This window comes from Streptomyces aquilus (assembly GCF_003955715.1).
Taxonomy (GTDB): Bacteria; Actinomycetota; Actinomycetes; order Streptomycetales; family Streptomycetaceae; genus Streptomyces; species Streptomyces aquilus.
On the sequence record NZ_CP034463.1, the window covers coordinates 5,345,672 to 5,372,604 of the forward strand.

Here is a 26,933-nt window from a genome sequence, read left to right on the forward strand (position 1 = left end):
CCGGGTCGTCAGCAGGTGGCCGAACCCCGGCCCAATCGGGGCGAAAGCCGCGGTGAACTGGACTCTTGCGCCGATTCACCACCCCTGGGTCATCACATGGCGCGATCCGCATTCCTATGATGGGCCCACGACACCGCGGGCCGCTGCGACCAGGCAGTCCGAAGCGGTGCAGATGCGGCGCGATGGTGGAGGGGTCTGATGACTCAGGGGGCCGGTCAGGGACCCGAGGCGGAGCGGACGGCGACGTTGCGCGACTTCCGGGTGCCCGCGTACGTCCACGAGACCGGTCCGTACGGCCACAGCACGCACCCCGGCGACGTCGCGCCGCCCCACGAGGAGGCGTACCCCGAGGCCTACCCGGAGGGGTACACCCCCACGGAGCGGAACCTTCCGGTCGTCAACCGCGGTGACACGCTCCAGGTGACCGTCGACCCGGCCGTGGTCCCGCAGCCCGTGGACGGGCCGGGCGCCCTGTTCGTCGTAGGGGATGTGCACGGTTATCTCGACGAGCTGATGGCGGCCCTCCAGGAGAAGGGCCTCATCGACTCCGCGGGCAACTGGTGCGCGGGCACCGCCCGGCTGTGGTTCCTCGGCGACTTCACCGACCGCGGACCGGACGGCATCGGCGTCATCGACCTCGTGATGCGGCTGTCCGCCGAGGCCGCCGCGGCCGGCGGCTACTGCAAGGCCCTCATGGGCAACCACGAACTGCTGCTGCTCGGCGCGAAGCGGTTCGGCGACACCCCCGTCAACTCCGGCGCGGGCACCGCCACCTTCCAGGCGGCCTGGCTGCTCAACGGCGGGCAGAAAACGGACATGGACCGCCTCCAGGACCACCACCTGCAGTGGATGGCCCGCCTCGACGCCATGGAGGCCGTCGACGGTCATCTGCTCGTCCACTCGGACACCACCGCCTACCTCGACTACGGCGACTCGATCGAGGCGGTCAACGACACGGTCCGCGAGACCCTCACGCGCAACGACGCGGACGAGGTGTGGGACCTGTTCCGCAAGTTCACCAAGCGCTTCTCCTTCCGCGACGAGGGCGGCGCCGACCATGTGCGCTCCCTGCTCGATACGTACGGCGGCACCCGGATCGTTCACGGGCACAGCCCGATTCCCTACCTCCTGGGCGAAGTCGGCTCCGAGGACGGCGAGGACGAAGGAGGCCCCGTGGTCGAGGGACCGCACGTCTACGCCGACGGGCTGGCCATCGCGATGGACGGCGGGGTGACCATGGCCGGAAAGCTGCTGGTCCAGCAACTTCCGCTGGATATCTGAAGATTCACCGGGCAGACGATCCCCCATGACGGACCGAGTGGAGACGGCGCAGGCCAGGGCGCAATTTCTGGAAACCCCCTGTCACCCTGTGCGGTGACCGCTCTACCATCGGCTTATCCGTAGCAGGCTCCCCTCCGTTTCTGCCCGACGGCTCACAGTCATGCGAGCCCCAAGCCCTACGGAGCATCGGGGGATGCACATGAACAGCGTTCCGCAGCACCTGCTGAGCGAGGACCGCCAGGAATACGAGCGGATCCTCGATGAGGCGCTGCGCTCCGCCCCACACCGCCCGGAACTGGCCGCTGTGGGACAGCGGCTCAATCCCGAACAGCTGCGCACCATGGCGCTGAACGCCACCGCGATCATCACGGCGGCCGCGGCGACCGAGTACCAGCACTACGTGAAGGTCCGCGAGGAACTGCGCCAGCCGGCGCCGTCCACCCCGACGTCCGTGCGCGAGACCGGCTCCGCGGAGTCCGGTTCGAGCGCGGCGGGGCTCGCCGCCACCATGGGAGAGGTCGCCGAGACCGCCGGCGCGGGCGCCGTCGCCGTCGTCGCGGTGCTGGCTCCCGTCCTCGCCGGAACCGCCGCGGCGATATTCCTGCTGGTCGGCTACATCCTGAAGATGCTCGACCCAGAACAGGCGTTCGCCAAGACGATGCTGACCACCGGCTGGGTCTTCGGCGCGATGACCGCGGTGGCGATCCTGGTCGCCGCGGTGGGGTTGCTGCTCACCGCCCTGCGCAACCGCCCCTCGCTCGTCGACACCGGGCCGTACGCCGAGTTGACCGGGGAGGTCGCCCGCGCCAGGGAAGCCTGGCACGACGCCCTGCTGGAGCGGGGTGTCCTGCCCTTCCTGCGGGACGCCCTGGCCGACCCCGGCACCGCGGCCGCCCTGCACCGCACGCCACCGCAGGCGCCCAGCCGCATGCCCAACCTCGGCTACGGCCGGCCGGGCTTCAGCAGCCCGGACGACGGCACCACGGGGTCCCGCCCCAGCTTCACCAGCCCGGACTACACCAGCCCGGACTTCGGCGGCCCCGAACACCAACCGGAGTAACCCCCGGCTTGCGCCCCTCGCCGCGGGCAACCGCCTTCGGGGGAGCGCAAGCCGGATGTCCGGCCGACGCGAACCCTTTCGACGTCTTCAGCTCCGCACGTGACCTCTCCGGCGTCTTCAGCCCTGAAAGGGCAGCCGCGATTCTTCCCTCATCGGAAGGGTGATGATCGCGATGCTGTCCGGCTGGGCCACGGCCAGGCGGATGCCGTCCGGGTGCAGGGCGACCACGGGCGACGGGATATGAGTGACGCCGTAGCTGCCGTCTCTCCGGGGCACCTCCACGGTGGGCCATTCCGCCACCACGCCGCCCGTCGTGACATCGATCAGCCGCGGATGCCCGTACAGCGAGACGACCGTGTCGCCCCGCGCGATCAGAGTGCCGAGGGCGAAATCGACCTTGCTGCGATGGATCCACCGTCGTCCGGAGAGCGACCAGACGCCCAACTGCCGTCGGCCCAAGGCAGGGGTGGTCTCCTCCTCGTCGTGAGGCTCCTCCCCGGTCGCCACAGCCAGGCGGTCGCCATCAAGCCAGCAGGCCGAGGCGACCTCCGCATCGATGCCCGGGTCCTCGGGCAGCACGCCCTGACCGTCGAGCACGGCAGGGTCGGTCAACGCACTGGTCAGGTCGAAGACTTCGACCACCCCGTACGGATGCCAGAACCAGCCCGCCGACAACAGGTGGGTCCCACCCGGGCTCACCGCCAGCCGCGAATGGAAGACGTCCTTGGGACGACGTTCGCCGACGGTGAGCCGCTCTCCCGACTCCGCATCCTCGATCTCCAGGACGTTGTATTCCTCCGGGCAGTGGACCAGAACCTCGCGCCCGTCCTGCAACGCCCCGAGCGCCACCGGGTAGTCGAAGACATCAGCCTGGTAGTAGCTCCGGTTCAGCTCACGGACGAGCCCATCACCATCGAGCAGCAGTGCCTTGGTGCCGCGCTCGGCATAGACGACGGAGTAGCGACCGGACGGGGAGACGATGCTCCGGTCGAAGGGAAACCCATGGTTGACGGGGCCAGGATGCTCCACGCCGTCAGGACCCCAACGGCGACCCCCACCCACCACGTCGACCAGATCATCGCCGTCCCACACCAGCGACTGCGCCTCTTCCGTCACTTCGACAACGATCAAGACTCCACCCACCCCTCATCCCTGAAAGCACGTCGGCGCTGCCCCGAAGGCACCCGGCCCCCCTCCGGAGCAGCGCCGACGAACGGACGTCAGTCCGCGATCGGCAGATACACCCGGTTCCCCGCCGCCGCGAACTCCTTCGACTTCTGCGCCATCCCTTCCTCGATCTCACCCTGGCTGCTGCCGTGTTGGCGGCGGATGTCCTGGGAGATCTTCATCGAGCAGAACTTCGGACCGCACATCGAGCAGAAGTGGGCCGTCTTGGCCGGCTCCGCCGGGAGGGTCTCGTCGTGGAACTCTCGGGCCGTGTCGGGGTCGAGGGCCAGGTTGAACTGGTCCTCCCAGCGGAACTCGAAGCGGGCGTCCGACAGGGCGTCGTCCCACTCCTGTGCGCCAGGGTGTCCCTTGGCGAGGTCCGCCGCATGGGCCGCGATCTTGTAGGTGATGACGCCGGTCTTCACGTCGTCACGGTTGGGCAGGCCCAAGTGCTCCTTGGGCGTGACGTAGCAGAGCATCGCCGTGCCCCACCACGCGATCATCGCGGCGCCTATGCCCGACGTGATGTGGTCGTACGCCGGGGCGACGTCCGTGGTCAGCGGGCCGAGCGTGTAGAACGGAGCCTCCTCGCAGATCTCCTGCTGAAGGTCGATGTTCTCCTTGATCTTGTGCATCGGGACATGGCCCGGGCCCTCGATCATGGTCTGAACGTTGAAACGCTTGGCGATCGTGTTGAGTTCCCCGAGCGTCCTCAACTCCGCGAACTGCGCCTCGTCGTTGGCGTCCGCGATCGAACCGGGCCGGAGGCCGTCGCCGAGCGAGTACGTGACGTCGTAGGCGGCGAGGATCTCGCAGAGTTCCTCGAAGTTCTCGTAGAGGAAGCTCTCCTTGTGGTGCGCCAGGCACCACGCCGCCATGATCGAGCCGCCGCGCGAGACGATGCCCGTCTTGCGGTTCGCGGTCAGCGGGACATACGGCAGGCGGACGCCCGCGTGGACCGTCATGTAGTCCACGCCCTGCTCGGCCTGCTCGATGACCGTGTCCTTGTAGATCTCCCAGGTCAATTCCTCGGCCTTGCCGTCGACCTTCTCCAGCGCCTGGTAGAGCGGCACCGTGCCGATGGGGACGGGGGAGTTGCGCAGCACCCACTCGCGGGTGGTGTGGATGTTGCGGCCGGTGGACAGGTCCATGACCGTGTCGGCGCCCCAACGGGTCGCCCAGGTCATCTTCTCGACCTCCTCCTCGATGGAGGAGGTGACCGCGGAGTTGCCGATGTTCGCGTTGACCTTCACCAGGAACCGCTTGCCGATGATCATCGGCTCGATCTCCGGGTGGTTGACGTTGGCCGGGAGCACCGCGCGCCCCGCCGCGATCTCGTCCCGGACGACTTCGGGCGCCACGTTCTCCCGGATGGCCACGTACTCCATCTCGGGCGTGATCTCGCCGCGGCGCGCATACGCCAGCTGCGTCACCGCTCCGCCGTCACGGCTCCGGCGCGGCAGTCGGGGCCGCCCCGGGAAGACCGCGTCGAGGTTGCGCAGGTTGCCGCCCCGCGGCGAGGTGTGCTTGATGCCGTCGTCCTCGGGACGGACGGGACGACCCGCGTACTCCTCGGTGTCGCCGCGGGCGATGATCCAGTTCTCCCGCAGCGGGGCCAAGCCCCGGCGGACATCGGTATCGACCAGGGGATCGGTGTACGGGCCCGATGTGTCGTACAGCGTGACCGACTGCCCGTTGGTGAGGTGCACCTGACGGACCGGCACTCGAAGGTCGGGGCGCGAGCCCTCGACGTACCCCTTGTGCCAGCCGATGGACTTCCCGCTCTCCGTGGACTTTTGGCCCTGGATGGGCTGTTCGTCCTGGCTGGAGGCAGGCGTGCGTGCGTCCTTGATGGTCATGAGACCTACTCCCTACGCCGGCATTACCCGGTAACAGGTTCGGCGGTCGACGCAGCGGCTTCCGTCTGCCGATGTTCCGTGGGGAACGTCACTCACTGGTGACGACGTTCCACGTGAAACATCGCTGGGACGGAGGTCAGCGCCCTCTCAGCCCGGTGCTCCGAGCTCCCGCGTGTACAAAGGTGGCTCCACGCTAGCGTCAATTCGGGCGCGGTGAACAGAGGGCCCCTGCCGTTCTTGCGATGATCGGTCGGTGACCACGACACCGCAGCCCCCGTATCCGCCCGAGCCACCCCGTGGCCCCGGCCGCAGAGGCGGCGCTCAGCCCGGGCCGGACGACTGGAACGGGCCCGGGTCGGATGAACGGCACGGGCCTGAGGCAGGCGGCTGGAACGGGCCTGGGGCGGGCAACTGGAACGGATCCGGCCCCAGCGAAGGGTTCGAGCGTGGTCCCCGACCCGGCGGAGGGTCCGAGCACGGTCCCCGACCCGGCGGCCGGGTCGAACGCGGGTCGGCAAGCGGCGGCGGTCACCACCACGGTCACGACCCCGGCCACAACTCTGCCGGCGCCCCCAGCCACAGCCACGAGCACGCGCACGACACCGGTGGCGGGCACGGCGCCTTCCCGAGGGAAGGCAGCGGCGGCGACACAGGAGATGCGGGTGGCACCGGAGGTGGCGGTGGCCACGGCCACTCACACGGCCACAGTCACAGCCACGGCCCCGCGGCCCCCGTCTCCAAGCACCTGCGCAAGGTCATCGCGGCGATCCTCATCCCGTTCGGCGCCGCCGTTCTGGTGGGCCTCGTCGTGCTGTGGCCCGGCGGCGCCCCCGCGCACGAGCGCACCGGCGTCGGCTTCGACCGGCAGACCCAGCAGGCCACCGTCACCAAGGTCGACGAGGTGAGCTGCAAGTCCGTCAACGCCTCGGGCGAGACACCGACCGGCGACACCTCCACCGCCGAGGGCTCCTCCGCCCAGCAACAGGCCGGTGGCACCTGCAAAAAGGCCACCATCCGCGTCGACACCGGCAAGGACAAGGGCCGTACGTTCACCGAGATCGTGCAGCCGGACCAGTCGCGGCAGCTGCACGAGGGCCAGAAGGTCGTGGTCGCCTACGAGCCCTCCGCCCCGAAGGACCTGCAGTACTCGGTCACCGACGTGAACCGCCGGCTTCCCATGGCCTTGCTCGCCGGCATCTTCGCGCTGGCCGTCGTGGTCGTGGGGCGGTTGCGCGGGGTCATGGCACTGGTCGCGCTGGCGATCAGCTTCATGATCCTGAACTTCTTCATCCTGCCCGCGATCCTCCAGGGCTCGAACCCGCTGGTCGTGGCCGTGATCGGGTCGAGCGCCATCATGCTGATCGCGCTGTATCTGTGTCACGGGCTGTCGGCGAGAACCTCCGTCGCGGTGCTCGGCACGCTGATCTCGCTGCTGCTGATCGGCATCCTCGGCTCGCTGTTCATCGACTGGGCGGCGCTCACCGGCAACACCGACGACAACACCGGTCTGATCCACGGCCTGTATCCGTCGATCGACATGAGCGGTCTGCTGCTCGCCGGCGTCATCATCGGCTCGCTCGGTGTCCTCGACGACGTGACGGTGACACAGACCTCGGCGGTCTGGGAGCTGCACGAGGCCAACCCCTCGATGGGCTGGCGCGGGCTGTACCGGGCGGGCATCCGCATCGGGCGCGACCACATCGCCTCGGTCGTCAACACGCTCGTCCTCGCCTATGCGGGCGCGGCGTTGCCCCTGCTGCTGCTCTTCTCGATCGCGCAGAGCAGCGTGGGGACGGTCGCCAACAGCGAGTTGGTCGCGGAGGAGATCGTGCGGACGCTGGTCGGCTCGATCGGCCTGGTGGCATCCGTCCCGGTCACGACGGCCCTCGCCGCGCTGGTGGTGTCGGCCGACAGGCCTGGCTCCGGCACGGTTCCGACGGGCGGCGAGCCGACTCCGGCGGGCACGCAAGCACATGCACAGGCCGGGTCGTACGGCTCACAGGGCGCCCAGGCTCCGCAGCCTGCCGCCGCACGGGGTGGCCGCGGGCGTCGCCGCAAGCACTGACGCCGAGCCGGCCCGAACCGGCCACGCTCCACCCGGCCACGCCCCAACCGGCCCAGCCACTCGGCCACGGCCACCCACCCAGCCGGCCAGCCACAACGCCGTACAGGCTCCAGAGCCGCCTCACGCCCCAGCCCGCCAAGAACACCCAGAGCACCCAAAACACCCAGAACGACGCCCAGAAGGCCACCCCTCCCCAGAAGAAGCGTTCCTGCACTCCTCCACACCCGCGCTGAAGCGTTCCGCCTCCCCACCGGCGTGACGCTTCAGCCCGCGCTCTGCTCCTCCGCCAGAATGCGGTCCAGCGCCTCGTCGAGATGGGCGTCGAAGTCCGCGAGCGCCCCTTCCTGTCCCAGCGGCACCAGCTTGTCGGTGCGGTCGAGGAAGGCGATGAGCGGCGCCGTCGACGAGCGGAACAGCGCCTGGTCGGCGCCGACCTGAAGCCGGATCAGCACCTCACCGAGCGTTTCGTGCTCCGCCGGCGCGATGCGCACATCCCCGTCGCCGCTCGGCCGCCCCACGCCGTCGATCAGCAACTCACGCCCGAAGGCCCAGGTCACGGGGGCGTCCCCGGGCAGGTGGAAGGTCAGTCGCACCGCGTAGGGATCACAGGTCTCGTAGCGCAGCTCCACCGGGATACGGAACGAGAGCTCCTCGGACACGAGAAAGCTCATCATGACCTCTGCCTGTACGGACTCGTCCATCGTCTACCCCGTCATCTGCGGTCGACTGGCCGGGAATGATCCCTCTGACTCTGATGGAATCTTGCTGAACGTATACGGGAGATCACAAGGAGTGAGTTTTCAGATACTGATAGAGATCGCGAGCGACCCCAGAAGCTGTCCGATCTCGCTCTGTAGCTGACGTGTGGCATCCATCAGACGATCCGCCTGATGGGATGGGAGAGAAATGGCCAGGGTCGCGGCGGTCGGTCCGATCGTGATCGGGATCGCCGCGCACACCGTGCCGAGCGCGTACTCCTGGTGTTCGAAGACCGGCTCCATCCGCCCCACCCGGTCCAGGCGCCGGAGCAGGGTGTGGTTGTCGTGCACGGTGTACGGGGTGATCGCCTGCACCGGGTAGCGCTCGAGGTGGTCGCGGCGGACGCTCTCGTCGAGTTGGGACAGCAGACACTGACCGATGGCGTGCGCGTGCGCGGTCTCGCGGAAGTCGGCCCACTCCTCCACCGCGGGGTTGCCCGGGGTGTCGGAGACGCACATGACCTCGATCTCGCCCTCGCGGTACATCGCGTAGTACACGGGTACGCCGATCACGTCCCGCCAGTGGGCCAGCGCCTCGACGACCGTGCTGCGACGTTTCTGCTTGGCTCCGCTGCTGCTCAGCCTCTCGGCCGCCTCGCCGAGGAAGAACAGACCCTTGTCCCGGCGCAGATAGCCCTCGTGCACGAGGGTGCGCAGCAGGTGATAGGCGGTCGGCAGGGCCAGGCCGGTCTCGCGGGCCAGTTGCTTGGCGGGGGCGCCGTGTTCATGTCCGGCGACGGACTCCAGCAGACGCATCGCGCGCTGGACGGAGCCGATGAGGGTCGTGGAGGGGGTCTGCTCCTGCTGGTCGGCATGGTCCGACCGCTCCGACCGCTCGGCTGGCGTCGCCGGGCGCCGCCCTACGGGGGTTGCCGGTCGTGGCGGAGGCGCCGTCTGTACTGGTACGTGGAGTTCTGCCGGTGCGGTGTCAACCGTGGCCAAGGGTCACTCCCGAAGCGCGAGGGGGCTGCCCGTGCGGGGGGACACGGGAGGGGGTGTGCGCCGCTCACGGGGGATCGTCCCCGCGTCGAATTCCGGACTTTAACTGCCCGCCACCGCTCACAGACGGCCTGCGCCGAAACTTCCCTCGCGCGAGGGAACCGGTGATTCCTGTTACCGATCACCGATACCCGTCACCGCTGCCCCTTGCCCACCCTCACCAATCGCTGCGCGACGAGGAGCTCGTCGTGAACTTCCGTACGACGTAGATGAGCCCGCCGACCAGCGCCACGAAGACGAGTGCCTTGAACAGCAGCCAGACGACGAAGTGCAGGACGCTGGCTATCAGCCCGCCGAACACGACCAGGGCGATGACGGGCACCGCGATCCACTTCACCCACCACGGCAGTCCCGCGAAGATCTCACGCATCGCCCCAACCTCTCTCGTCCCCGGCATCTCTTGTCGCCGGATCCTTCCGATGTCCTGCTTCGATGCTAGGGCGGGCAGGGGCCCGAACGGGGGCCTCGCACCCCTCGTCGTCCCCTGATCGATCCCCTAGGGAACCCCGAGGCAGCGGCTCAGCTCTCCGGGGGAGAGAAGACCACCAGAACCCGCAGATCCTCGCTGATGTGGTGGAACTTGTGGGCGACACCGGCCGGCACGTACACGACGCTGCCCCGGGCCACCTGGGTCGTCTCCAGACCCACCGTGATCGCGGCACGTCCGCTCACAACGAAGTAGACCTCGTCCTGGTTGTGCGGCTTCTGTGGATCATGCTCACCGGCGTCGAGCGCGTACAGGCCGACGGACATGTTCCGTTCCCGCAGAAACTGCAGGTAGGCGCCCTCGTTGGAGGCGCGCTCCGCCTCCAGTTCGTCCAGCCGGAATGCCTTCATCGCCGTTGTCCGCCCTCGTCACACTGCTGGTAACCGATCTCTTCTGCCACGATCAGACACATGAAGAATTTCGTAGTCAAGACGATCGCCAACGCGGGCGCCCTGGCGGTCGCCGTATGGCTGCTCGACAAGATCACTCTGACCGGTGACAGCACGGGCAAGAAGATCGGCACCCTGATCCTGGTCGCGCTGCTCTTCGGCGTGGTGAACTTCCTGGTCAAGCCGATCGTGAAGCTGCTCAGCCTCCCGCTGCTCATCCTCACGCTCGGTCTGTTCACCCTGGTCGTCAACGCGCTGATGCTGCTGCTGACGTCGTGGCTGGCCGACAAGCTAGACCTGAGCTTCCACGTCGACGGCTTCTGGACCGCCGTCGTCGGTGGCCTGATCATCTCGATCGTGTCCTGGGCGCTCAACGTCATCCTCCCCGACGGGGACTGAGCCCGAGGATGACCTACCGCGTCTGCTTCGTCTGCACCGGCAACATCTGCCGCTCGCCGATGGCCGAGTCCGTCTTCCGCGCCCGCGTTTCGGAGGCCGGGCTCGACGACCGGGTCGAGGTCGACAGCGCCGGCACGGGCGGCTGGCACGAGGGCGACGGCGCCGACCCGCGCACCGTCTCCGTCCTGGAGGAGCACGGGTACGACAGCGCCCACACGGCCCGTCAGTTCCAGCCGTCGTGGTTCGCCCGCCTCGACCTCGTCATCGCCCTCGACCACGGCCATCTCAGGGCCCTGCGGCGCCTCGCGCCGACGCCGGAGGACGCGGCGAAGGTGCGTCTGCTGCGCTCGTACGACGCGTCGGCGGCCGACGACCTCGACGTCCCGGACCCGTACTACGGGGGCATGGACGGTTTCGAGGAGTGCCTTGAGATGGTGGAGGCGGCGAGCGTGGGACTGCTCGACGCCGTATGTGAGGACGTGGGAGGACAGGCGGCATGAGGGAGACGACCGGGGCCACCGGGGAGGGCACGCGTGCGGTGCGGGCCGGACTGCCCGAGCCCGTCAAGAACGAGCCCACCCTTCCCGGCCCGGTCTTCGCCGCCCACTTCCATCTGCCGGGCGACGTCGAGGGGCCGTACACCTACGGCCGCGACGAGAACCCGACCTGGACCCTGCTGGAACGGGCCGTCGGCGAGTTGGAGGCGCCCGGGCAGGACGACGTCCAGACGCTCGTGTTCGCCTCCGGCATGGCCGCCATCTCGTCGGTGCTCTTCTCGCAGCTGCGCGCCGGGGACACGGTCGTCATGCCGGACGACGGCTACCAGGCGCTCCCCCTGGTCCATGAGCAGCTGCGGGCGTACGGCATCCAGGTGCGGACCGCGCCGACGGGCGGGGACGCGCAGCTGGCCGTGCTGGAGGGCGCGCGGCTGCTGTGGATCGAGACACCGTCGAATCCCGGGCTCGACGTGTGCGACATCCGGCGGCTCGCGGACGCGGCACACGCGCGTGGTGCCCTCGTCGCGGTCGACAACACGCTCGCCACGCCGCTCGGACAGCGCCCGCTGGAGCTCGGGGCCGACTTCTCCGTGGCGAGCGGCACCAAGCAGCTCACGGGGCACGGAGACGTCCTCCTGGGATACGTCAGCGGCCGCGACGCCGAGGCGATGGCGGCCGTACGACGCTGGCGCAAGCTCGTAGGGGCGATCCCCGGCCCCATGGAGGCCTGGCTCGCGCACCGGTCCATCGCCACGCTCCAGCTGCGCGTCGAGCGGCAGAGCGCCAACGCGCTGGCCGTCGCCGAGGCGCTGCGCGACTGGCCCGAGGAGCTCGGGGTGCGCTACCCGGGGCTGCCCGGTGACCCGTCGCACAAGACCGCCTCGCAGCAGATGCGCCGCTTCGGGTGCGTGGTCTCCTTCACGCTGCCCACGCGCGCGCGTGCCGAGCGTTTCCTCGACGCGCTGCGGCTCGTGGACGACGCGACCAGCTTCGGCGGGGTGCGCTCGACGGCCGAGCGGCGGGGGCGCTGGGGCGGCGACGCGGTGCCGGACGGCTTCGTCCGCTTCTCGGCCGGTGCCGAGGACACCGAGGACCTGGTCGCGGATGTGCGGCGGGCGCTGCGGGAGTCGGCCGGCTGAGCCGTACACGTACCCGTCGGTCGGTGTCCGGCTACGTACAACGGACGGTCCGAGCCTCCCCCCTCGTGGCTCGGACCGTCCTCGGTTCCGCGCGCGAAGAACCGCGCGAACAAGGCTAGTTGACTCTGTGTCAGTGTCCAATCACAGTAGCGACAGAGACCTATCGACATATTTATAGTTGGGCCCCTGCCGGGGACTGGGACAGGGCGCGGAAGGGGAGGGCGTGGCATGGATCTGGCCTTGTTGCGGACCTTCGTGACCGTGCACCGGGCCGGCTCCTTCACCCGCGCCGCCGCGCTGCTCGGTCTGTCGCAGCCGGCCGTGACCTCGCAGATCCGCACCCTGGAACGGCAGTTGGGCCGGCCCCTGTTCCTGCGACAGGCCCGCGGCGTGACCCCGACGACCATCGGCGACGAGCTCGCCCACAAGGCCGCGCCTCACCTGGACGCCCTCGTGGAGATCGCCGAGACCGGACTCGACGACGAGTCCTCCTTACGGACCCTGCACCTCGCCGGGCCACCCGAGTTCACCGCGGAACGCGCCCTGCCCGCGCTCACCGAGCTGACCGGCGAGGACGGCCAGGGCTTCGCACTGCGCGCTTCCTTCGGAAACGCCGAGGAGACGCTGGAAGGGCTGGCCGCCGGTCATCACGATCTGGCCATCAGCACGGCCCGTCCACGCGGCGCCCTGCTCACCGCGACTCCGCTCTGCGACGAAGTGCACGTCCTGGTCGCCTCCCCGCACCGGGCGGAGCAGATCATCGGCTCGGGCCTGCTGCGCCGCAAGGGAGCGCACGCCCTGGAGGACGTTCCGGTGGTCGAGGTGCACGAGTCGCTGCCGTTCGTCTCCCGCTACTGGGCTTCCGTCTTCGACTCCCGTCCGGCCACCCCGGGCACGGTCATCGTCCCCGATCTGCGTGCGGTACTGGCCTGCGCGGCAGCGGGGGCCGGGCTGGCGGTGCTGCCCAGATATCTCTGCGCCGAGGCCCTGGAGCGGGGTGACGTGGTGGCGCTGCACCATCCCGCGGTACCACCGCTGCGCACGTACTTCTTGGTGGTCCGCACCGGCACCCTGGCCATGCCGCATGTCGCACGCGCCCACGACTGGCTGCTGAGGGCGGCAGACGACTGGGGCTGACCTGCGGTTCTTCCGGGGTCACCCGGTGCACTCGATCAATGACCGCATGCGATGTTTCACGTGGAACCAAGCGGGCCACATTTCACCCATGACCGTCCGACCCGTGGTCAAGCGCACCGCACGCGCCGTTCTCCTGGACGGCGACGATCTGATCCTGATCAAGCGCACCAAGCCCGGCATGGATCCCTACTGGCTCACCCCCGGCGGGGGCGTGGAGCCAAGCGACACGACCGTCGTCGACGCCCTGCACCGCGAGGTGTACGAGGAACTCGGCGCCAAGATCACCGATGTGGTGCCCTGCTTCGTCGACACCGTCGAGCACATCGGCGAGGACGGCGGCGCGACCGGGGTGAAGGTCCAGCACTTCTTCGTCTGCCGACTGGAGTCCATGGACACCTCGCTGCGGCACGGCCCCGAGGTGGACGAGCCCATCGGGGAGTACGAGATCGTGCGAGTGCCGTTCACCCGGGTCGGGATCGCCTCCGTCCACCTGGTGCCGCTGTCGCTGCGGCACTACCTGGACGGCAACATCGAGGGCGTACGTGCCATGCACGCGCCGGACTTGGGATGAGGCAGGGGCGGGTGCTCAGTCGCCGATGACGACGAGCTCCTCCAGCGAGTCGTGGCGGATGCGCTCCGAGGGGATGCCGCTGTCCCTCAGCGCATCCACACCCTTGCGGATCATTCCGGGCGGGCCCGAGACATAGGCGTCGTACTCGTTCCAGGGGCCGTAACGGCGGATCGCGTCGGGAAGTTGGAGGCGCGCCTGCTCGTCGATGACGGCGCGCACGGAGAGCCATGGGTGGGACTGCTGAAGGCGGAGCATCGTGTCGATGTCGTACAGGTCGATGTCGGTGCGGGCGCCGTAGAACACCTCGACCGGTCGCCGCTCGCCGTGTTCGGCCACGTCCTCGACCAGCGCCTTGATGGGCGCTATGCCGGTGCCGCCGCCCAGACAGAGAAGACCCCTGTCGGTCGTGTGGTCCACGGTCATCGAACCGGACGGCGGGCCGAGGCGGAGGACGTCACCGGGCCGGGCGCGGTGCACCAGGGCGCCGGAGACCCAGCCCGCCGGCACGGCCTTCACATGGAACGACAGCAGGCCGTCGGAGCGGGGCGCCGAGGCGAAGGAGTAGTGCCGCCAGATCCGCGGCCACCAAGGCGTCTCCAGGCTCGTGTACTGCCCGGCGAGGAAGGGGTAGGGCTGGTCCGGGCGGACGGTGACGACGGCGACGTCCCGCGTCCTCAGATCGTGCGCCACGACCTCCGCGTACCACCAGGCGGGCGCGCGCAGTTCGTCCACGGCCGCCGCGTCGATCATCACCTGGGAGATCGTCGTGTACGCCCGTACCCAGGCCGCCTCGAACGCCGGACCCCAGATGTGCTCGGCGTACTTCTTCAGGGCGCCGATGAGGCACTCGCCGACGGCCGGGTAGTGCTCGGGGCGCGTGCCGTACTTGCGGTGGCCGCGGCCCAGGTTCTGGAGGTAGTCGACGAGGACGGGGGTGTTGTCGATGTGCTCCGCCGCGGTGAGCAGCGCCTTGAGCAGCCGGTCCCGCTGGGTGTCCATCGCCGCGGGGAAGAGCGAGCGCAGCTCGGGGTGGCGTACGAAGAGGAGGGCGTAGAAGTACGAGGTGACCTTGTCGGCGACCGGGCCGACCTCCGCCATGGTCCTGCGGATGAGAACCGCGTCCGGGGAGGCCTCCTGGGCCCTCGCGGGGGCGGTCCGCTGAGAAAGCACGTGCTGTTCGGCGGGCGGGGTTGTTTCCGGTGCCATGGGAGCCGGTTCGGGAGACGCCGACTCGCCGCCCGGTGGCGTCGCCGGCTGCTGGTGCGGCGTGAACCAGCCGCCCCCGCCGCCGGAAGTGCCGTTGTCGGCCGATGTGGTGGTCGGAGCGTCCATGGTGTGCCTCGCCTCGAACATCTTTCGGTCGGTCTGCGCACTTCCCCGATCGGAATGTGCCTGCTTCCCCCGCAGACGGCTTGCTTTCCCCGTTCATGGCCACGGCCGATGCGGCCCGGTTCAACCCGTATTCACGCCCTATACGGACAAGTAAGGCGAGAGTGCGACATTGGCCGCAGCGCGCTCAGCGCAGCATCGCATCGTGTGCGGATACTCCGGCCGCGTAACCGAAAATGCGGGTCTTCGATCTCTCCGTCCCGTTAGGCTGCGTCGCCTCGCTCTGGGCCCGGCGCAGGAGGATACGCACAGGACGCTCCCCTCGTCGGACAAGAACCGGAGTCGACCCTACCGGTCGCCGTCGCGCACACAAGTCCCCCCTTGGTCCCCCATGAATCAGGCAGGGGTGCGCACCATGTATTCGCCCAATTACCGGTCGCGACACACCAATTCATAGGCTTCCCACAGATCCTTCCCCGCGTAGGAGTGGGTCGCGAGACCGGCCAGATGACGGTCGGCATTGACCGCGACGGAGACCGGAACCACACCGAACAGGTCCTTGTCCGACGACGAGTCTCCATAAGCGACACACTCGGCCCGGGTGACCCCGAACTCCTCGCACAGCCGATCGGCGATCAGCACCTTGGCCGCGGCGGTGAGCACTCCGGCCGGATCCACGGGCTCGGTGAACGGCACGGCCGGAAAACGCGATCCGTACGCCGCATGCGCACCCCAGGCGATGAGCCGCTCAACGAAGAAGGAAGGGGAAAGCGACACAACGGCGCAGTAGTCCCCATTGCTCCGGATCTCCTCCCAGACCTCACGAATACGGGCCAGCCACGGTGCGCCCTCGAATGCGGCCGCCACATGGGCGTCCGTGAGATCCGCCCACAGGGTGTGCACCCGCGTCGCATACTCGGGCGGCTCGATGAGCCCCGCCGAAATCGCCTGATCAAGAGCGACGGTCTCGGCTTCCACGCCGAGTTGCCGGGATATCTCGATCGGGGCGGAGGTGCCGTGCAACAACGTGCCGTCGAGATCGAAGAGATGAAGTCTGGCCATGGAGCCTGAGGCTAACGGGGTTGGCTGAAGGCCGGGATTTGCCGGTCGGCTTTCGTGCATCGTCGCGAAGGGGCGGCTGCCTGAGGTTCGCCCATGTTTCACGTGAAACAACGGGCAGCTGTCGCCGGACTGTGCGGGCGGCTACGACATGGCCAAAAGCTCGTACTTCTCCTTGGAAACGGGTGGACGTCAGGGGTGCCCGTCAGACAGCCTGACCTGCGTGTCGACACCTTCCCCCGCCGCTCTGCCCATCCGCCGACTGACGCATCGCGATCTCACCGCCTGCGCCGACTTGTCCGAGGACCGGGGGTGGCCGCGTGAGGAGCACAAGTGGGGCTTCCTCCTCGCCGCCGGGACGGGATACGGCATCGACGACCCCGAAGGTGGTCTCGTCAGCGCCTGCGTCGTCACCGAGTACGGGCCACAGCAGCGCCCGGATCTGGGGGCCATCGGCATGGTCCTGGTCGCCGAGCGGCACGCCCGCCAGGGGATCGGCCGCCGGTTGATGCGCCATGTGCTCGCGGCCATGGGCACCACCCCCCTGACTCTGCATGCGACTCCCAACGGCCGCCCTCTCTACGAGGAACTCGGCTTCAAGACCACCGGTCGAGCGGAAATGGTGCGTGGGCATTTCAGGGCCGACGGCTACCGGCCCACCGTCGCGACACGGGCGGCCACCGGTGGGGATCTCTCCGCCATTCTCCGGCTCGACGAAGAGGTGTTCGGCGCCGACCGCACCCACATCGTCACGCGGCTGCCCGCTTTCGCCGACCAGCTGCGGGTCGCGGAAGAGAACGGCCGGATCATCGGCTACGCGGCCGCGTGGCCCAATATGGACACTCATGTGGTGGGGCCGCTCGTCGCCCGGGACACCGAGACGGCGAAGGCTCTCCTCGCCTCCCTGGCCGCCCACACCGACCGACCGCTGCGCACCGACATCGACGTGCGGCACGAAGAGCTGCTGGCGTGGGCGCGGGAGCATGGCCTGGAGTCCGTCGCCTTCAACGCGGTCATGACCTACGGCATCCCGGAGCTGCCCGGTGACTGGAGTCGGCGGTTCGCGCCGGTGACGGTGGCGGCGGGCTGAGGGCCTCACATATGACTGCGCCGGTCCCCCGAGGAGTTCGGGGGACCGGCGCAGTCGTCACGGCTCAGTGGTGGGCGGCGGCTCGCTGTTCGGTCGTTGGCACGGCTCCGGCGACAACCGCGCTGGGCGTGCCGGACCTGACGTCCCGACGCTCCAGGGCTGCCGAGAGGACGGCGAGCCCCAGGGCGCCCGCGGCGAGGGCGGCGCCCACCCAGTTGGGGGCGGTGTAGCCGAGGCCCGCGCTGATGACCAGGCCACCGAGCCAGGCGGAGAGCGCGTTGCCGAGGTTGAAGGCGCCGATGTTCACCGCCGAGGCAAGCGTCGGGGCGCCGTGCGCCTGGTCCAGGACACGCTTCTGGAGCGGCGGGACCGTGGCGAAGCCGAGGGCGCCGATGAGCGCGATCGTGACGGCCGCGAGCACCTTGTTGTGCGCGGTGACGGTGAAAAGCGCGAGGACGATCGCGAGGGCGCCCAGGGAGACGTACAGCATGGGCATCAGGGCGCGGTCCGCGTACTTGCCGCCGACGAGGTTGCCGCCGACCATGCCGAGGCCGAAGAGGACGAGCAGCCAGGTGACGGAGCCGTCGGCGAAACCGGCGACATGGGTCATCATCGGCGCGATGTAGGTGATCGCCGCGAAGACGCCGCCGAAGCCGAGCACGGTCATCGCCATGGCGAGCAGGACCTGGGCGTTCTTGAAGGCGGCCAGCTCGTGGCGCAGGTGCACGCCCTCGGGCTTGGGCATGTCGGGGACGAGCTTGGCGATGCCGGCCAGGCCGAGGACGCCGAGGGCAGCCACGATGGCGAAGGTGACCCGCCAGCCGACGGTCTGTCCGACGAGGGTGCCCAGCGGCACGCCGACCACGTTGGCGACGGTGAGGCCGGTGAACATCATCGCGATGGCGCCGGCCTTCTTGTCCGGGGCGACCAGGTCGGCGGCGACGACCGACCCGATACCGAAGAAGGCGCCGTGGGCGAGCGAGGCGACGATCCGGCCGAGGAGCATGATGCCGAAGGCGGGGGCCAGGGCGGAGAGCAGGTTGCCGACGATGAACAGACCCATCAGCGCCATCAGCATGCGCTTGCGGGAGACCTTGGTGCCGAGCACCGTCATGAGCGGGGCACCGAACATGACGCCGAGCGCGTAGCCCGTCACCAGGAAGCCGGCCGTGGGGATCGAGACACCGAAGTCGCCCGCGACCTCGGGCAGCAAGCCCATGATCACGAACTCGGTGGTTCCGATGCCGAAGGCCCCGATCGCGAGGGCCAGGAGCGCGAGAGGCATGGAGGTCTGCACCTTCCCGATTGATTGCATGAGCGCTTTACGTTCGATGACAATACTTGCAGACGCGCGTTAATTGCAAGCGCAGGCTATTGCGGGCCTGCCCTATCCTGGATTCAGCCGTTCCGGGACGAAGGAAGCGCCAATGACAGCGACGGACCCCGCACTCACCGCCCTCGCCCAGGGCTGGTGCGCCCTCTCCCTGCTGCACGGGAGGATCGAGGCCCACATCGAGCGGGCCCTCCAGGCCCGGCACGACCTCAGCGTGCGCGAGTACTCCCTGCTCGACGTCCTCAGCCGACAGCACGACGGCGATGGCGGCCACCTCCAGATGAAGCAGGTCGCCGACGCGGTCGTACTGAGCCAGAGCGCCACCACCCGACTGGTGACCCGCCTGGAGGACCGCGGCCTGCTGACCCGGTACCTGTGCCCCACCGACCGCCGCGGCATCTACACCAACGTCACCGCGGAAGGCCTCGCCCTGCTGGAGGAGGCACGGCCGACCAACGACTCCGCCCTGCGCGAGGCGCTGGACGAAGCGGCCCAGAACCCTGAGCTGGAACCCCTGGTGAAGGTCGTCGAGTCGCTGAAGGTGCCCGCATAGGCTGACGGCATGGGAGATCTTGAAATACGCGCCGCCGACTCCGACGACGTCGCCCCGATCGTCGCCATGCTCGCCGACGATCCGCTGGGCGCGCAGCGCGAGTCGCCAGACGACCTCGCGCCCTATCTGACCGCGCTGGAACGGCTCAGCGCCGACCCCAACCAGCACCTGGTCGTCGCCGTCCGCGAGGGCCGTGTCGTCGGCACCCTTCAGCTCACGATCATTCCCGGGCTGTCCCGGCGCGGCTCCACCAGGTCGATCATCGAAGGCGTCCGTGTGCATGCCGATGAGCGCGGCAGCGGTCTGGGGACCCAGCTCATCGAGTGGGCGATCGAGGAATCCCGGCGCCGGAACTGCCAGTTGGTGCAGCTGACCTCTGATGCCACCCGCACCGACGCCCACCGCTTCTACGAGCGGCTGGGCTTCGAGGCCTCGCACGTGGGCTTCAAACTGCCGCTCTGACGTCCCACGCAGCGGCGAGGGCTTGTTTCACGTGAAACAAGCCCCCGCACCGCTCAACCGATGCCGCGCCACCCTTCCGGGTCCACCCCACCAGGCACAGAAGCCCCCTCGTCGTACGGCTCACGCGTGAACACGAATGACCCGAGGTCCAGATGGCTCACACTGCCGTCAGGCCGCCGTACGGCCCGCAGAAGCTCTCCGGCGTAGTAGCCCTCCAGCCCTGTCCAGGTGCCGTCGCCGTTGATGCGGAAGCGTGAGCGTCGGCCACCGCCGGACAGCGGCCCCAACGAGACGCCCCCGTCGGAGGTGAGCCGTAGGGCGAAGACATGCGTGCCCCAGTACCACTGACCCGCCAGCTCCAGGACGCCCGCGTCGACTTCGGTGAGCGGACGCCACGGCTCGGGAATGCGCGGCTCGGCCTCCGCGACGATCCGGACCAGGTCGGCGCCCACGGCGGACAGCACAGGCCCGGACGTGCAGTTGGCCAGCACCACCGCCGCGACATCGTCCGCCACGCTGATGGTGAGATTCGCCAGGAACCCGGGCAGGGAACCGGAGTGCCCCACGAGCAGACGGCCGTCCCGGTGTTGGATCTGCATCCCGAGACCGTAGGTGGCACCGTCGACCACGTCCGCGGCCTCGGCCGGCGCAGCGGGCGTGCGCATCTCCCGCACCGTCTCCGCGCTCAGCACCCGGTCGTCCCCCTTCGCCAGGAAGGCCGCGAACTTGGCCAAGTCACCGGTGGTGGACCATAGTTGACCCGCCGGCGCCATTCTTCCGAGGTCCTCTGTGGGTTCTGGCAGCATCACATCGGCCCACGGATGCACGGCCCAGCCGCCCGCGTGCGGGGCCGACGGATGAGCGCTCGTGCGGTCCAGGCCCAGGGGTTCGAGCACTTCACGCCGCAGGACCTCCTCCCATGAGGCCCCGCGCACCCTCTCCACCAGGGCGCCCAGCAGGGTGTAGCCGGGGTTCGAGTAGTGGTGGCGGCGACCGGCCGGATGCAGGAAGGGCTGCTCACCGAGAACGTCGGACAGCTCGGGACGCAGAGCCCCTGAGGTCCGTTCCCACCATGGACCGGGTGACTCGGCGGCCAACCCGGCCGTGTGCGCGAGGAGTTCGGCGATGGTCGCCTCCCCCGCGTCGGTTCCGGGAAGGTGCTTCTCCAAGGGGTCGCCGAGGTCGAGCAGTCCCTCGTCACGCAGCCTCAGTACGAGCACGGCGGTGAAGGTCTTGGTGATCGAGCCGATCCGGTACTGGACGTTCTCGTCCGGGCCATGGCCGTCCACCGAGGTCCGTGAGCCGTGCCAGACGGCCCGGCCGTCCCGCACGACCGCTGCAACCAACGACGGCGCCCGCCCTTCGGCCTGAGCCACGGCGATCCGGTGCACCAGGGCACGACGCGTGCCGGGAAGCAGCAGTTCCTGAGATGTCGTCATGGCCCCAGTCCACCCCGGCAGGTGCCCGGACGTCGAGTTCATTCGGCCCGGGCCGGGCGGCTCAGGTCTGGGCCATGTCCACGAAGCGTGAGTAGTGGCCCTGGAAGGCGACCGTGATCGTCGCCGTCGGGCCGTTACGGTGCTTGCCCACGATGATGTCCGCCTCGCCGGCGCGTGGTGACTCCTTCTCGTAGGCGTCCTCGCGGTGCAGGAGGATGACCATGTCGGCGTCCTGCTCGATGGAGCCGGACTCACGCAGGTCGGACACCTGAGGCTTCTTGTCCGTGCGCTGCTCGGGACCACGGTTCAGCTGCGAGAGCGCGATCACCGGGAGCTCCAGCTCCTTGGCCAGCAGCTTGAGGTTTCGCGACATGTCCGAGACCTCCTGCTGACGGCTCTCGGAGCGCTTGCCGGACTGCATCAGCTGGAGATAGTCGATGATCACGAGCTTGATGTCGTTGCGCTGTTTGAGCCGGCGGCACTTCGCGCGGATCTCCATCATCGACAGGTTCGGGGAGTCGTCGATGTAGAGCGGCGCCGCCGAGACCTCGGGCATCCGGCGCGCCAGGCGCGTCCAGTCCTCGTCCGTCATCGTGCCGGACCGCATGTGGTGCAGGGCCACCCGCGCCTCGGCGGACAGCAGGCGCATCGCGATCTCGTTGCGCCCCATTTCGAGGGAGAAGATGACGCTCGGCAGGTTGTTCTTGATGGACGCCGCCCGGGCGAAGTCCAAGGCGAGCGTGGACTTACCCATGGCGGGACGGGCCGCGATGACGATCATCTGGCCGGGGTGCAGGCCGTTGGTGAGGGAGTCGAGGTCCGTGAAGCCGGTCGGCACACCGGTCATCTCACCGGTGCGGGAGCCGATCGCCTCGATCTCGTCGAGCGCGCCCTCCATGATGTCGCCGAGCGGCAGATAGTCCTCGCTGGTGCGCTGCTCGGTGACCGCGTAGATCTCGGCCTGGGCGCGGTTGACGATCTCGTCGACGTCGTCGTCGGCCGCGTATCCCATCTGGGTGATGCGTGTGCCGGCCTCCACCAGCCGTCGCAGCACCGCTCGTTCATGGACGATCTCCGCGTAGTACTCGGCGTTCGCCGCTGTCGGGACCGTCTGTACGAGGGTGTGCAGATACGATGCGCCGCCGACCTTGTTGATCTCGCCGCGCTTGGTCAGCTCGGCAGCGATCGTGATGGGGTCGGCCGGCTCGCCCTTGGCGTAGACGTCGAGGATCGCCTGGAAGATCGTCTCGTGGGCCGGCTTGTAGAAGTCATGGCCCTTGATGACCTCGACGACATCGGCGATGGCGTCCTTCGACAGGAGCATGCCGCCGAGCACGGACTGCTCCGCGTCGAGATCCTGCGGTGGCACGCGTTCGAAGGACGCGCCCCCGCCCTCCCATTCGCCGTTCTCCCGGCCGCGGTCGTGCTGTTCGTCGCGGCCCCGGCCCCCGTCGCCGCGTCGGCGCGAGGCAGGCAGGCGATCACTGGGACCGCTGTCGGCCCACGGATCGTCCAAGGGCTCGGAAATGCTCACCGAGCCACCTCCTCCCGTCCGCCGAGCGGACCTCGCCGTGCCTCTCTTTCTACGGCACGGCACTGACAAATAAGAGGCCCAACTCCGTTTGCGGCGCGTCGGTTTTGTGATGGTTTTCGGGCCGACGGACGGAGCGGGCGCCGGACCACGGTAGGCCTGTCGGCACCGTCAGCCAATCTGGTTATCCACAGGCCATGTGGACGACGGCCCGGATGCTGTGGAGAACTCGGCGAAACCTGTGCACGACCCGGTGGACAGCCCTGTGAACAAGCTCGCCCTTCTCTCGGAGGAACCGCTCTGACCTGCACACTTCCCGTCCACCGGCTGTGCAGAAGAAAAACTTTCCCAGTCGGACCAAGATCAGGCCGCACGGCGTCCGCAAGCGCACGGCACAAGACTTCGAGTAAGGGTCACTAATCAATTGCATCTATTACCTGTGGACGATTAGATTGGTGCTCATGACACACGCTCCCGCGACCTCGCGCGCCGCACGGCGACAGCACGACCGAGAGATCGTCGCACTGGCCGTCCCGGCCTTCGGCGCGCTCGTCGCCGAGCCTCTCTTCGTCATGGCGGACAGCGCGATCGTGGGCCACCTCGGCACCGCACAACTCGCCGGTCTGGGCGTCGCCTCGGCCCTCCTGACGACCGCGGTCAGCGTGTTCGTCTTCCTCGCCTACGCCACCACCGCGGCCGTCGCCCGGCGGGTCGGCGCCGACGACCTTCAGGCCGCCATCCGTCAGGGCATGGACGGCATCTGGCTCGCCCTCCTGCTCGGCGCTGCGGTCATCGCCGTCGTGCTGCCCACGGCGCCCGGCCTGGTGGAGCTCTTCGGCGCCTCGGACACCGCCGCCCCGTACGCGACGACTTATCTGCGGATCTCGTCCCTCGGCATCCCGGCAATGCTCATCGTCCTCGCCGCGACCGGCGTCCTACGCGGCCTCCAGGACACGAAGACGCCCCTGTACGTCGCCATCGGTGGTTTCATCGCCAACGCGGCCCTCAACGCAGTCCTCGTCTACGGAGCCGACCTCGGCATCGCCGGCTCCGCCTGGGGCACCGTGATCGCCCAGTGCGGGATGGCCGCCGTCTATCTGGTGGTGGTCGTGCGCGGGGCTCGTGCCCATGGGGCCTCCCTGCGTCCTGACGTGGTGGGCATCAGGGCCTCGGCCCAGGCCGGTGTCCCCCTGCTCGTCCGCACCCTCTCCCTCCGCGCGATCCTGATGATCGCCACAGCGGTGGCGGCCCGTCTCGGCGACGCGGACATCGCGGCGCATCAGATCATCCTGTCGCTGTGGAGCCTGCTCGCCTTCGCCCTGGACGCGATCGCCATCGCGGGGCAGGCCATCATCGGCCGCTATCTCGGTGCGGGCGATGCCCAGGGCGCCCGCGAGGCATGCCGACGCATGGTGCAGTGGGGCATCGCGGTCGGAGTCGTCCTCGGCCTGGCGGTGGTGCTGAGCCGGCCCGCGTTCCTGCCGCTGTTCACCAGCGACTCCACTGTGAAGGACGCCGCCCTGCCGACGCTGCTCGTCGTGGCACTCTCCCAACCGATCTGCGGGATCGTCTTCGTCCTGGACGGTGTGCTGATGGGTGCGGGCGACGGCCCGTACCTGGCCTGGGCGATGGTGCTGACCCTGGCGGTCTTCACCCCCGTGGCGCTGCTCGTCCCGACACTCGGCGGAGGTCTCACCGCTCTGTGGGGAGCCATGACGCTGATGATGGCGGTCCGCATGCTGACGCTGTGGATGCGTGCCCGGTCGGGACGCTGGATCGTCACGGGAGCCACCCGCTGACGTTTCACATGAAACATCGCCCTCTGCTTGGCCGTTTCACGTGAAACACGTCCGCCCGCGACGTTTCACGTGAAACACCGCAGGCCATGTCACCCGCCCTTGAGTACGCGCAGCCACCGAGAACGACCCACGCATGCAAGAGGGGCCGTACCCGACGTGGGTACGGCCCCTCTCACAACTGCTCAAACCGAGCGCAGCGATCAGGCCGCGACGACCTCGATGTTGACCTTGGCGGCAACCTCGGGGTGCAGACGCACGGACGTCTCGTGGGCGCCCAGGGTCTTGATGGGCGAGCCCAGCTCGATACGGCGCTTGTCGACCTCGGGGCCACCGGAAGCCTTGATCGCGGAGGCGATGTCGGCCGGGGTGACGGAACCGAAGAGACGACCGGCGTCGCCGGAGCGAACGGCCAGACGGACCTTGACGGCCTCGAGCTGGCCCTTGATCTGGTTGGCCTGCTCGATGGTCTGGATCTCGTGGATCTTGCGAGCGCGACGGATCTGCTCGACGTCCTTCTCGCCACCCTTGGTCCAGCGGATAGCGAACTTCCGCGGGATCAGGTAGTTGCGAGCGTAGCCGTCCTTGACGTCAACGACGTCGCCGGCGGCACCGAGGCCAGAGACCTCGTGGGTGAGGATGATCTTCATTAGTCGGTCACCCCTCCCTTAGCGCGCGGTGGACGTGTAGGGCAGCAGCGCCATCTCACGGCTGTTCTTGACGGCCGTGGCGACGTCACGCTGGTGCTGCGTGCAGTTGCCGGTCACGCGGCGGGCACGGATCTTGCCGCGGTCGGAAATGAACTTCCGCAGCATGTTCGTGTCCTTGTAGTCCACGTACGTGACCTTGTCCTTGCAGAAAGCGCAGACCTTCTTCTTAGGCTTGCGCACAGGCGGCTTCGCCATGGTGTTTCTCCTGTGTGATCAAGAAGTTTGGGTACGACCCGCCCTCGACCGATCAAGCCCGGGAACCGGGCCCGAAGGTCTAGAAGGGGGGCTCGTCCGAGTAGCCGCCGCCACCGCCGCCGCCGGAGTTTCCACCCCAGCCGCCACCGCCGCCTGCCTGCTGGCCACCGGCGGGAGCGCCGGTCGCCCACGGGTCGTCGGCAGGAGCGCCGCCGCCCTGCTGGCCGCCGCCGGAGTTTCCACCCCAGCCACCGCCACCCTGGGCGCCACCGCCGCCGTAACCGCCCTGGCCACCGCGGCCGGCACCGCCGGCGGTCTTGGTGACCTTGGCCGTGGCGTTCCGCAGGCTGGCGCCGACTTCCTCGACGTCCAGCTCGTAGACCGTGCGCTTGACGCCCTCACGGTCCTCGTAGGACCGCTGCTTCAGCCGGCCCTGCACGATGACGCGCATGCCTCGCTGGAGCGACTCGGCGACGTTCTCCGCCGCCTGACGCCAGACCGAGCAGGTCAGGAACAGGCTCTCGCCGTCCTTCCACTCGTTGGTCTGACGGTCGAAGGTGCGGGGGGTGGACGCGACACGGAACTTCGCGACCGCCGCACCGGACGGGGTGAAGCGCAGCTCGGGGTCGTCGACAAGATTGCCGACGACCGTGATGACGGTCTCGCCTGCCATGGGGGAACCTCTCGGCGGGTTTGCTGCTGGCTGCTTTGTGGTGCTGCTACTCGAATCCCGAGATCAGCTGAGCGGGAGAGCTCAGTGGGTCTCGGGGCGGAGGACCTTGGTCCGGAGGACCGACTCGTTCAGGTTCATCTGGCGGTCGAGCTCCTTGACGACCGCAGGCTCGGCCTGCAGGTCGATGACCGAGTAGATGCCCTCGGGCTTCTTCTTGATCTCGTACGAGAGACGACGACGGCCCCAGGTGTCGACCTTCTCGACCTTTCCGTTGCCCTCACGGACGACGGAGAGGAAGTTCTCGATCAGGGGGGCGACAGCGCGCTCCTCCAGATCGGGGTCGAGGATGACCATCACCTCGTAGTGACGCATGTGGAACCCACCTCCTTTGGACTCAGCGGCCACGGTCGTTCCGTGGCAGGAGGGTTGTGATGCGTACGCAACGGTATCGGCCGCCACTGACAATCGGGGCTTCCTCGCGGTAGTCCCGGTCGGGGCATGGGCAGACACCAGTGCAGACGGTACAGACTACCCGCACACCGGCTTCCGGTTGAAATCCGGCCGCCGACGCCGACAATCTGTACACATCGGGTGTGTATGGCGCTACGATGCGCCGCCTTCCGCAGGAGGTGCCCTATGGCACAAGCAATGCGACCCAACACCGTCGGAGGCCTCTTCGCCACGGACGGAAAGCCCCACCCCCTCCAGGACACGCTGCTCGCGGTGACCCTGGTGCTGGGCATCACGGCGTTCGTCACGGCGATGTTCCACAACCTGCACCTGCTCAGCTCCTGGGCCGGCCTGGTCGGGATCTGCACCGGCGCGTACGGTCAGTGGATCTCGGAGACGACCCGTGAGCGCTTCGGACTGATCCTCGGTCTCGGCGCCTCGGCGGTCGGCTTCTTCCTCGGCATGGCCCACGGCGGCCTCTTCGGCGGAGTGATCAGCTGACGCC

Annotated in this window: 28 protein-coding genes; 13 read left to right on the forward strand and 15 right to left on the reverse strand. The window is 68.8% G+C overall.

What is annotated here, in order from left to right:
- Positions 1–198: 198 nt before the first annotated feature.
- Together EJC51_RS24490 and EJC51_RS24495 are read left to right on the forward strand one after the other, a co-directional pair.
- Complete coding sequence (locus EJC51_RS24490; RefSeq protein WP_126273045.1) at positions 199–1,281, forward strand: metallophosphoesterase; 1,083 nt, start codon at positions 199–201, stop codon at positions 1,279–1,281.
- Between the two features lie 193 nt (positions 1,282–1,474).
- Positions 1,475–2,341, forward strand: coding sequence for a hypothetical protein (locus EJC51_RS24495; protein ID WP_126273046.1), 867 nt, complete (start codon positions 1,475–1,477; stop codon positions 2,339–2,341).
- A gap of 117 nt (positions 2,342–2,458) precedes the next feature.
- On the opposite strand, the gene EJC51_RS24500 is transcribed toward EJC51_RS24495, so the two are convergent.
- Together EJC51_RS24500 and thiC are read right to left on the reverse strand one after the other, a co-directional pair.
- Positions 2,459–3,472, reverse strand: a complete 1,014-nt coding sequence (locus tag EJC51_RS24500; RefSeq protein WP_244362821.1) for a hypothetical protein — start codon at positions 3,470–3,472, stop codon at positions 2,459–2,461.
- Positions 3,473–3,561: 89 nt separating this feature from the next.
- Positions 3,562–5,367, reverse strand: coding sequence for a phosphomethylpyrimidine synthase ThiC (gene thiC / locus EJC51_RS24505; RefSeq protein ID WP_126273048.1), 1,806 nt, complete (start codon positions 5,365–5,367; stop codon positions 3,562–3,564).
- A 253-nt stretch (positions 5,368–5,620) separates the two neighbouring features.
- Between thiC and EJC51_RS24510 the strand changes: the two genes are divergently transcribed.
- Positions 5,621–7,432 carry a YibE/F family protein gene (locus tag EJC51_RS24510; protein ID WP_126273049.1) on the forward strand — a complete coding sequence of 604 codons (1,812 nt, stop codon included), beginning with the start codon at positions 5,621–5,623 and terminating at the stop codon, positions 7,430–7,432.
- 263 nt (positions 7,433–7,695) lie between these two features.
- Here the strand turns inward: EJC51_RS24510 and EJC51_RS24515 are convergent, their stop codons facing one another.
- From EJC51_RS24515 to EJC51_RS24530, 4 genes are all read right to left on the reverse strand, one after another.
- A complete protein-coding gene (locus EJC51_RS24515) occupies positions 7,696–8,133 on the reverse strand; it encodes an SsgA family sporulation/cell division regulator (protein WP_126273050.1) in 438 nt (145 codons plus the stop codon).
- A gap of 99 nt (positions 8,134–8,232) precedes the next feature.
- The gene (locus EJC51_RS24520) at positions 8,233–9,132 is read right to left on the reverse strand and encodes an IclR family transcriptional regulator (protein ID WP_425276803.1); all 900 of its coding nucleotides are present in this window, start codon (positions 9,130–9,132) and stop codon (positions 8,233–8,235) included.
- Positions 9,133–9,346: 214 nt separating this feature from the next.
- Entirely contained in the window at positions 9,347–9,559 is a 213-nt protein-coding gene (locus tag EJC51_RS24525) for a DUF5326 family protein (RefSeq protein WP_097266192.1), read from the reverse strand.
- A 149-nt stretch (positions 9,560–9,708) separates the two neighbouring features.
- Entirely contained in the window at positions 9,709–10,026 is a 318-nt protein-coding gene (locus EJC51_RS24530) for a cupin domain-containing protein (RefSeq protein ID WP_126273051.1), read from the reverse strand.
- 60 nt (positions 10,027–10,086) lie between these two features.
- Between EJC51_RS24530 and EJC51_RS24535 the strand changes: the two genes are divergently transcribed.
- The 5 genes from EJC51_RS24535 to EJC51_RS24555 all read left to right on the forward strand — a co-directional run bounded on the left by EJC51_RS24535 (position 10,087) and on the right by EJC51_RS24555 (position 13,808).
- Positions 10,087–10,464 (forward strand): phage holin family protein, encoded by a 378-nt coding sequence (locus EJC51_RS24535; RefSeq protein WP_059194398.1) that lies wholly within the window; start codon positions 10,087–10,089, stop codon positions 10,462–10,464.
- Positions 10,465–10,472: 8 nt separating this feature from the next.
- The gene (locus EJC51_RS24540) at positions 10,473–10,964 is read left to right on the forward strand and encodes a low molecular weight protein-tyrosine-phosphatase (protein WP_126273052.1); all 492 of its coding nucleotides are present in this window, start codon (positions 10,473–10,475) and stop codon (positions 10,962–10,964) included.
- The gene (locus EJC51_RS24545) at positions 10,961–12,100 is read left to right on the forward strand and encodes a cystathionine gamma-lyase (RefSeq protein WP_126273053.1); all 1,140 of its coding nucleotides are present in this window, start codon (positions 10,961–10,963) and stop codon (positions 12,098–12,100) included. The genes EJC51_RS24540 and EJC51_RS24545 overlap by 4 nt, the downstream gene beginning before the upstream one ends.
- A gap of 228 nt (positions 12,101–12,328) precedes the next feature.
- Positions 12,329–13,237: a LysR family transcriptional regulator gene (locus EJC51_RS24550; RefSeq protein ID WP_126273054.1), complete on the forward strand. Its 909-nt coding sequence runs from the start codon at positions 12,329–12,331 to the stop codon at positions 13,235–13,237.
- A gap of 88 nt (positions 13,238–13,325) precedes the next feature.
- Positions 13,326–13,808, forward strand: a complete 483-nt coding sequence (locus EJC51_RS24555; RefSeq protein ID WP_126273055.1) for an NUDIX domain-containing protein — start codon at positions 13,326–13,328, stop codon at positions 13,806–13,808.
- A gap of 15 nt (positions 13,809–13,823) precedes the next feature.
- On the opposite strand, the gene EJC51_RS24560 is transcribed toward EJC51_RS24555, so the two are convergent.
- Both EJC51_RS24560 and EJC51_RS24565 read right to left on the reverse strand, forming a co-directional pair.
- Complete coding sequence (locus tag EJC51_RS24560) at positions 13,824–15,161, reverse strand: globin domain-containing protein (protein ID WP_126273056.1); 1,338 nt, start codon at positions 15,159–15,161, stop codon at positions 13,824–13,826.
- Positions 15,162–15,566: 405 nt separating this feature from the next.
- Positions 15,567–16,199 carry an HAD family hydrolase gene (locus tag EJC51_RS24565; protein ID WP_126273057.1) on the reverse strand — a complete coding sequence of 211 codons (633 nt, stop codon included), beginning with the start codon at positions 16,197–16,199 and terminating at the stop codon, positions 15,567–15,569.
- Positions 16,200–16,419: 220 nt separating this feature from the next.
- Between EJC51_RS24565 and EJC51_RS24570 the strand changes: the two genes are divergently transcribed.
- Positions 16,420–17,286: a GNAT family N-acetyltransferase gene (locus EJC51_RS24570; RefSeq protein ID WP_126273058.1), complete on the forward strand. Its 867-nt coding sequence runs from the start codon at positions 16,420–16,422 to the stop codon at positions 17,284–17,286.
- 64 nt (positions 17,287–17,350) lie between these two features.
- On the opposite strand, the gene EJC51_RS24575 is transcribed toward EJC51_RS24570, so the two are convergent.
- Positions 17,351–18,571, reverse strand: coding sequence for an MFS transporter (locus EJC51_RS24575; RefSeq protein ID WP_126273059.1), 1,221 nt, complete (start codon positions 18,569–18,571; stop codon positions 17,351–17,353).
- A gap of 142 nt (positions 18,572–18,713) precedes the next feature.
- Between EJC51_RS24575 and EJC51_RS24580 the strand changes: the two genes are divergently transcribed.
- Both EJC51_RS24580 and EJC51_RS24585 read left to right on the forward strand, forming a co-directional pair.
- On the forward strand, positions 18,714–19,172 hold the full coding sequence (locus EJC51_RS24580) for a MarR family winged helix-turn-helix transcriptional regulator (RefSeq protein ID WP_126273060.1): 459 nt from the start codon (positions 18,714–18,716) through the stop codon (positions 19,170–19,172).
- Between the two features lie 9 nt (positions 19,173–19,181).
- Entirely contained in the window at positions 19,182–19,634 is a 453-nt protein-coding gene (locus EJC51_RS24585; protein WP_126273061.1) for a GNAT family N-acetyltransferase, read from the forward strand.
- A 53-nt stretch (positions 19,635–19,687) separates the two neighbouring features.
- Here the strand turns inward: EJC51_RS24585 and EJC51_RS24590 are convergent, their stop codons facing one another.
- Both EJC51_RS24590 and dnaB read right to left on the reverse strand, forming a co-directional pair.
- Complete coding sequence (locus EJC51_RS24590; protein WP_126273062.1) at positions 19,688–21,073, reverse strand: serine hydrolase domain-containing protein; 1,386 nt, start codon at positions 21,071–21,073, stop codon at positions 19,688–19,690.
- Positions 21,074–21,134: 61 nt separating this feature from the next.
- Complete coding sequence (dnaB, locus tag EJC51_RS24595; protein ID WP_126273063.1) at positions 21,135–22,607, reverse strand: replicative DNA helicase; 1,473 nt, start codon at positions 22,605–22,607, stop codon at positions 21,135–21,137.
- A gap of 458 nt (positions 22,608–23,065) precedes the next feature.
- Here dnaB and EJC51_RS24600 point away from each other — a divergent pair, with 458 nt between their 5' ends.
- On the forward strand, positions 23,066–24,403 hold the full coding sequence (locus tag EJC51_RS24600) for an MATE family efflux transporter (protein WP_126273064.1): 1,338 nt from the start codon (positions 23,066–23,068) through the stop codon (positions 24,401–24,403).
- A 200-nt stretch (positions 24,404–24,603) separates the two neighbouring features.
- Here EJC51_RS24600 and rplI read toward each other — a convergent pair whose 3' ends face one another.
- The 4 genes from rplI to rpsF all read right to left on the reverse strand — a co-directional run bounded on the left by rplI (position 24,604) and on the right by rpsF (position 26,350).
- Positions 24,604–25,050, reverse strand: a complete 447-nt coding sequence (gene rplI / locus EJC51_RS24605; protein WP_059194386.1) for a 50S ribosomal protein L9 — start codon at positions 25,048–25,050, stop codon at positions 24,604–24,606.
- A gap of 18 nt (positions 25,051–25,068) precedes the next feature.
- Positions 25,069–25,305, reverse strand: coding sequence for a 30S ribosomal protein S18 (rpsR, locus tag EJC51_RS24610; RefSeq protein WP_003949403.1), 237 nt, complete (start codon positions 25,303–25,305; stop codon positions 25,069–25,071).
- A gap of 79 nt (positions 25,306–25,384) precedes the next feature.
- Positions 25,385–25,978, reverse strand: a complete 594-nt coding sequence (locus tag EJC51_RS24615) for a single-stranded DNA-binding protein (protein ID WP_126273065.1) — start codon at positions 25,976–25,978, stop codon at positions 25,385–25,387.
- Between the two features lie 81 nt (positions 25,979–26,059).
- A complete protein-coding gene (gene rpsF / locus EJC51_RS24620) occupies positions 26,060–26,350 on the reverse strand; it encodes a 30S ribosomal protein S6 (RefSeq protein WP_005482942.1) in 291 nt (96 codons plus the stop codon).
- 264 nt (positions 26,351–26,614) lie between these two features.
- Here rpsF and EJC51_RS24625 point away from each other — a divergent pair, with 264 nt between their 5' ends.
- Entirely contained in the window at positions 26,615–26,929 is a 315-nt protein-coding gene (locus EJC51_RS24625) for a hypothetical protein (RefSeq protein WP_059194384.1), read from the forward strand.
- The last annotated feature ends 4 nt before the right edge of the window (positions 26,930–26,933 follow it).

Bases quoted from the DNA above. Each gene is read 5' to 3' on its own strand.
- rpsR (WP_003949403.1), bottom strand. From the start codon at position 25,305: ATGGCGAAGCCGCCTGTGCGCAAGCCTAAGAAGAAGGTCTGCGCTTTC.
- EJC51_RS24540 (WP_126273052.1), top strand. From the start codon at position 10,473: ATGACCTACCGCGTCTGCTTCGTCTGCACCGGCAACATCTGCCGCTCG.
- EJC51_RS24530 (WP_126273051.1), bottom strand. From the start codon at position 10,026: ATGAAGGCATTCCGGCTGGACGAACTGGAGGCGGAGCGCGCCTCCAAC.
- rplI (WP_059194386.1), bottom strand. From the start codon at position 25,050: ATGAAGATCATCCTCACCCACGAGGTCTCTGGCCTCGGTGCCGCCGGC.
- rpsF (WP_005482942.1), bottom strand. From the start codon at position 26,350: ATGCGTCACTACGAGGTGATGGTCATCCTCGACCCCGATCTGGAGGAG.
- EJC51_RS24590 (WP_126273062.1), bottom strand. From the start codon at position 21,073: ATGACGACATCTCAGGAACTGCTGCTTCCCGGCACGCGTCGTGCCCTG.
- EJC51_RS24555 (WP_126273055.1), top strand. From the start codon at position 13,326: ATGACCGTCCGACCCGTGGTCAAGCGCACCGCACGCGCCGTTCTCCTG.
- EJC51_RS24580 (WP_126273060.1), top strand. From the start codon at position 18,714: ATGACAGCGACGGACCCCGCACTCACCGCCCTCGCCCAGGGCTGGTGC.
- EJC51_RS24495 (WP_126273046.1), top strand. From the start codon at position 1,475: ATGCACATGAACAGCGTTCCGCAGCACCTGCTGAGCGAGGACCGCCAG.
- EJC51_RS24550 (WP_126273054.1), top strand. From the start codon at position 12,329: ATGGATCTGGCCTTGTTGCGGACCTTCGTGACCGTGCACCGGGCCGGC.
- EJC51_RS24535 (WP_059194398.1), top strand. From the start codon at position 10,087: ATGAAGAATTTCGTAGTCAAGACGATCGCCAACGCGGGCGCCCTGGCG.
- EJC51_RS24565 (WP_126273057.1), bottom strand. From the start codon at position 16,199: ATGGCCAGACTTCATCTCTTCGATCTCGACGGCACGTTGTTGCACGGC.
- EJC51_RS24515 (WP_126273050.1), bottom strand. From the start codon at position 8,133: ATGGACGAGTCCGTACAGGCAGAGGTCATGATGAGCTTTCTCGTGTCC.
- EJC51_RS24545 (WP_126273053.1), top strand. From the start codon at position 10,961: ATGAGGGAGACGACCGGGGCCACCGGGGAGGGCACGCGTGCGGTGCGG.
- EJC51_RS24600 (WP_126273064.1), top strand. From the start codon at position 23,066: ATGACACACGCTCCCGCGACCTCGCGCGCCGCACGGCGACAGCACGAC.
- EJC51_RS24560 (WP_126273056.1), bottom strand. From the start codon at position 15,161: ATGTTCGAGGCGAGGCACACCATGGACGCTCCGACCACCACATCGGCC.
- EJC51_RS24575 (WP_126273059.1), bottom strand. From the start codon at position 18,571: ATGCCTCTCGCGCTCCTGGCCCTCGCGATCGGGGCCTTCGGCATCGGA.
- EJC51_RS24490 (WP_126273045.1), top strand. From the start codon at position 199: ATGACTCAGGGGGCCGGTCAGGGACCCGAGGCGGAGCGGACGGCGACG.
- EJC51_RS24525 (WP_097266192.1), bottom strand. From the start codon at position 9,559: ATGCGTGAGATCTTCGCGGGACTGCCGTGGTGGGTGAAGTGGATCGCG.
- EJC51_RS24625 (WP_059194384.1), top strand. From the start codon at position 26,615: ATGGCACAAGCAATGCGACCCAACACCGTCGGAGGCCTCTTCGCCACG.
- EJC51_RS24585 (WP_126273061.1), top strand. From the start codon at position 19,182: ATGGGAGATCTTGAAATACGCGCCGCCGACTCCGACGACGTCGCCCCG.
- EJC51_RS24615 (WP_126273065.1), bottom strand. From the start codon at position 25,978: ATGGCAGGCGAGACCGTCATCACGGTCGTCGGCAATCTTGTCGACGAC.
- thiC (WP_126273048.1), bottom strand. From the start codon at position 5,367: ATGACCATCAAGGACGCACGCACGCCTGCCTCCAGCCAGGACGAACAG.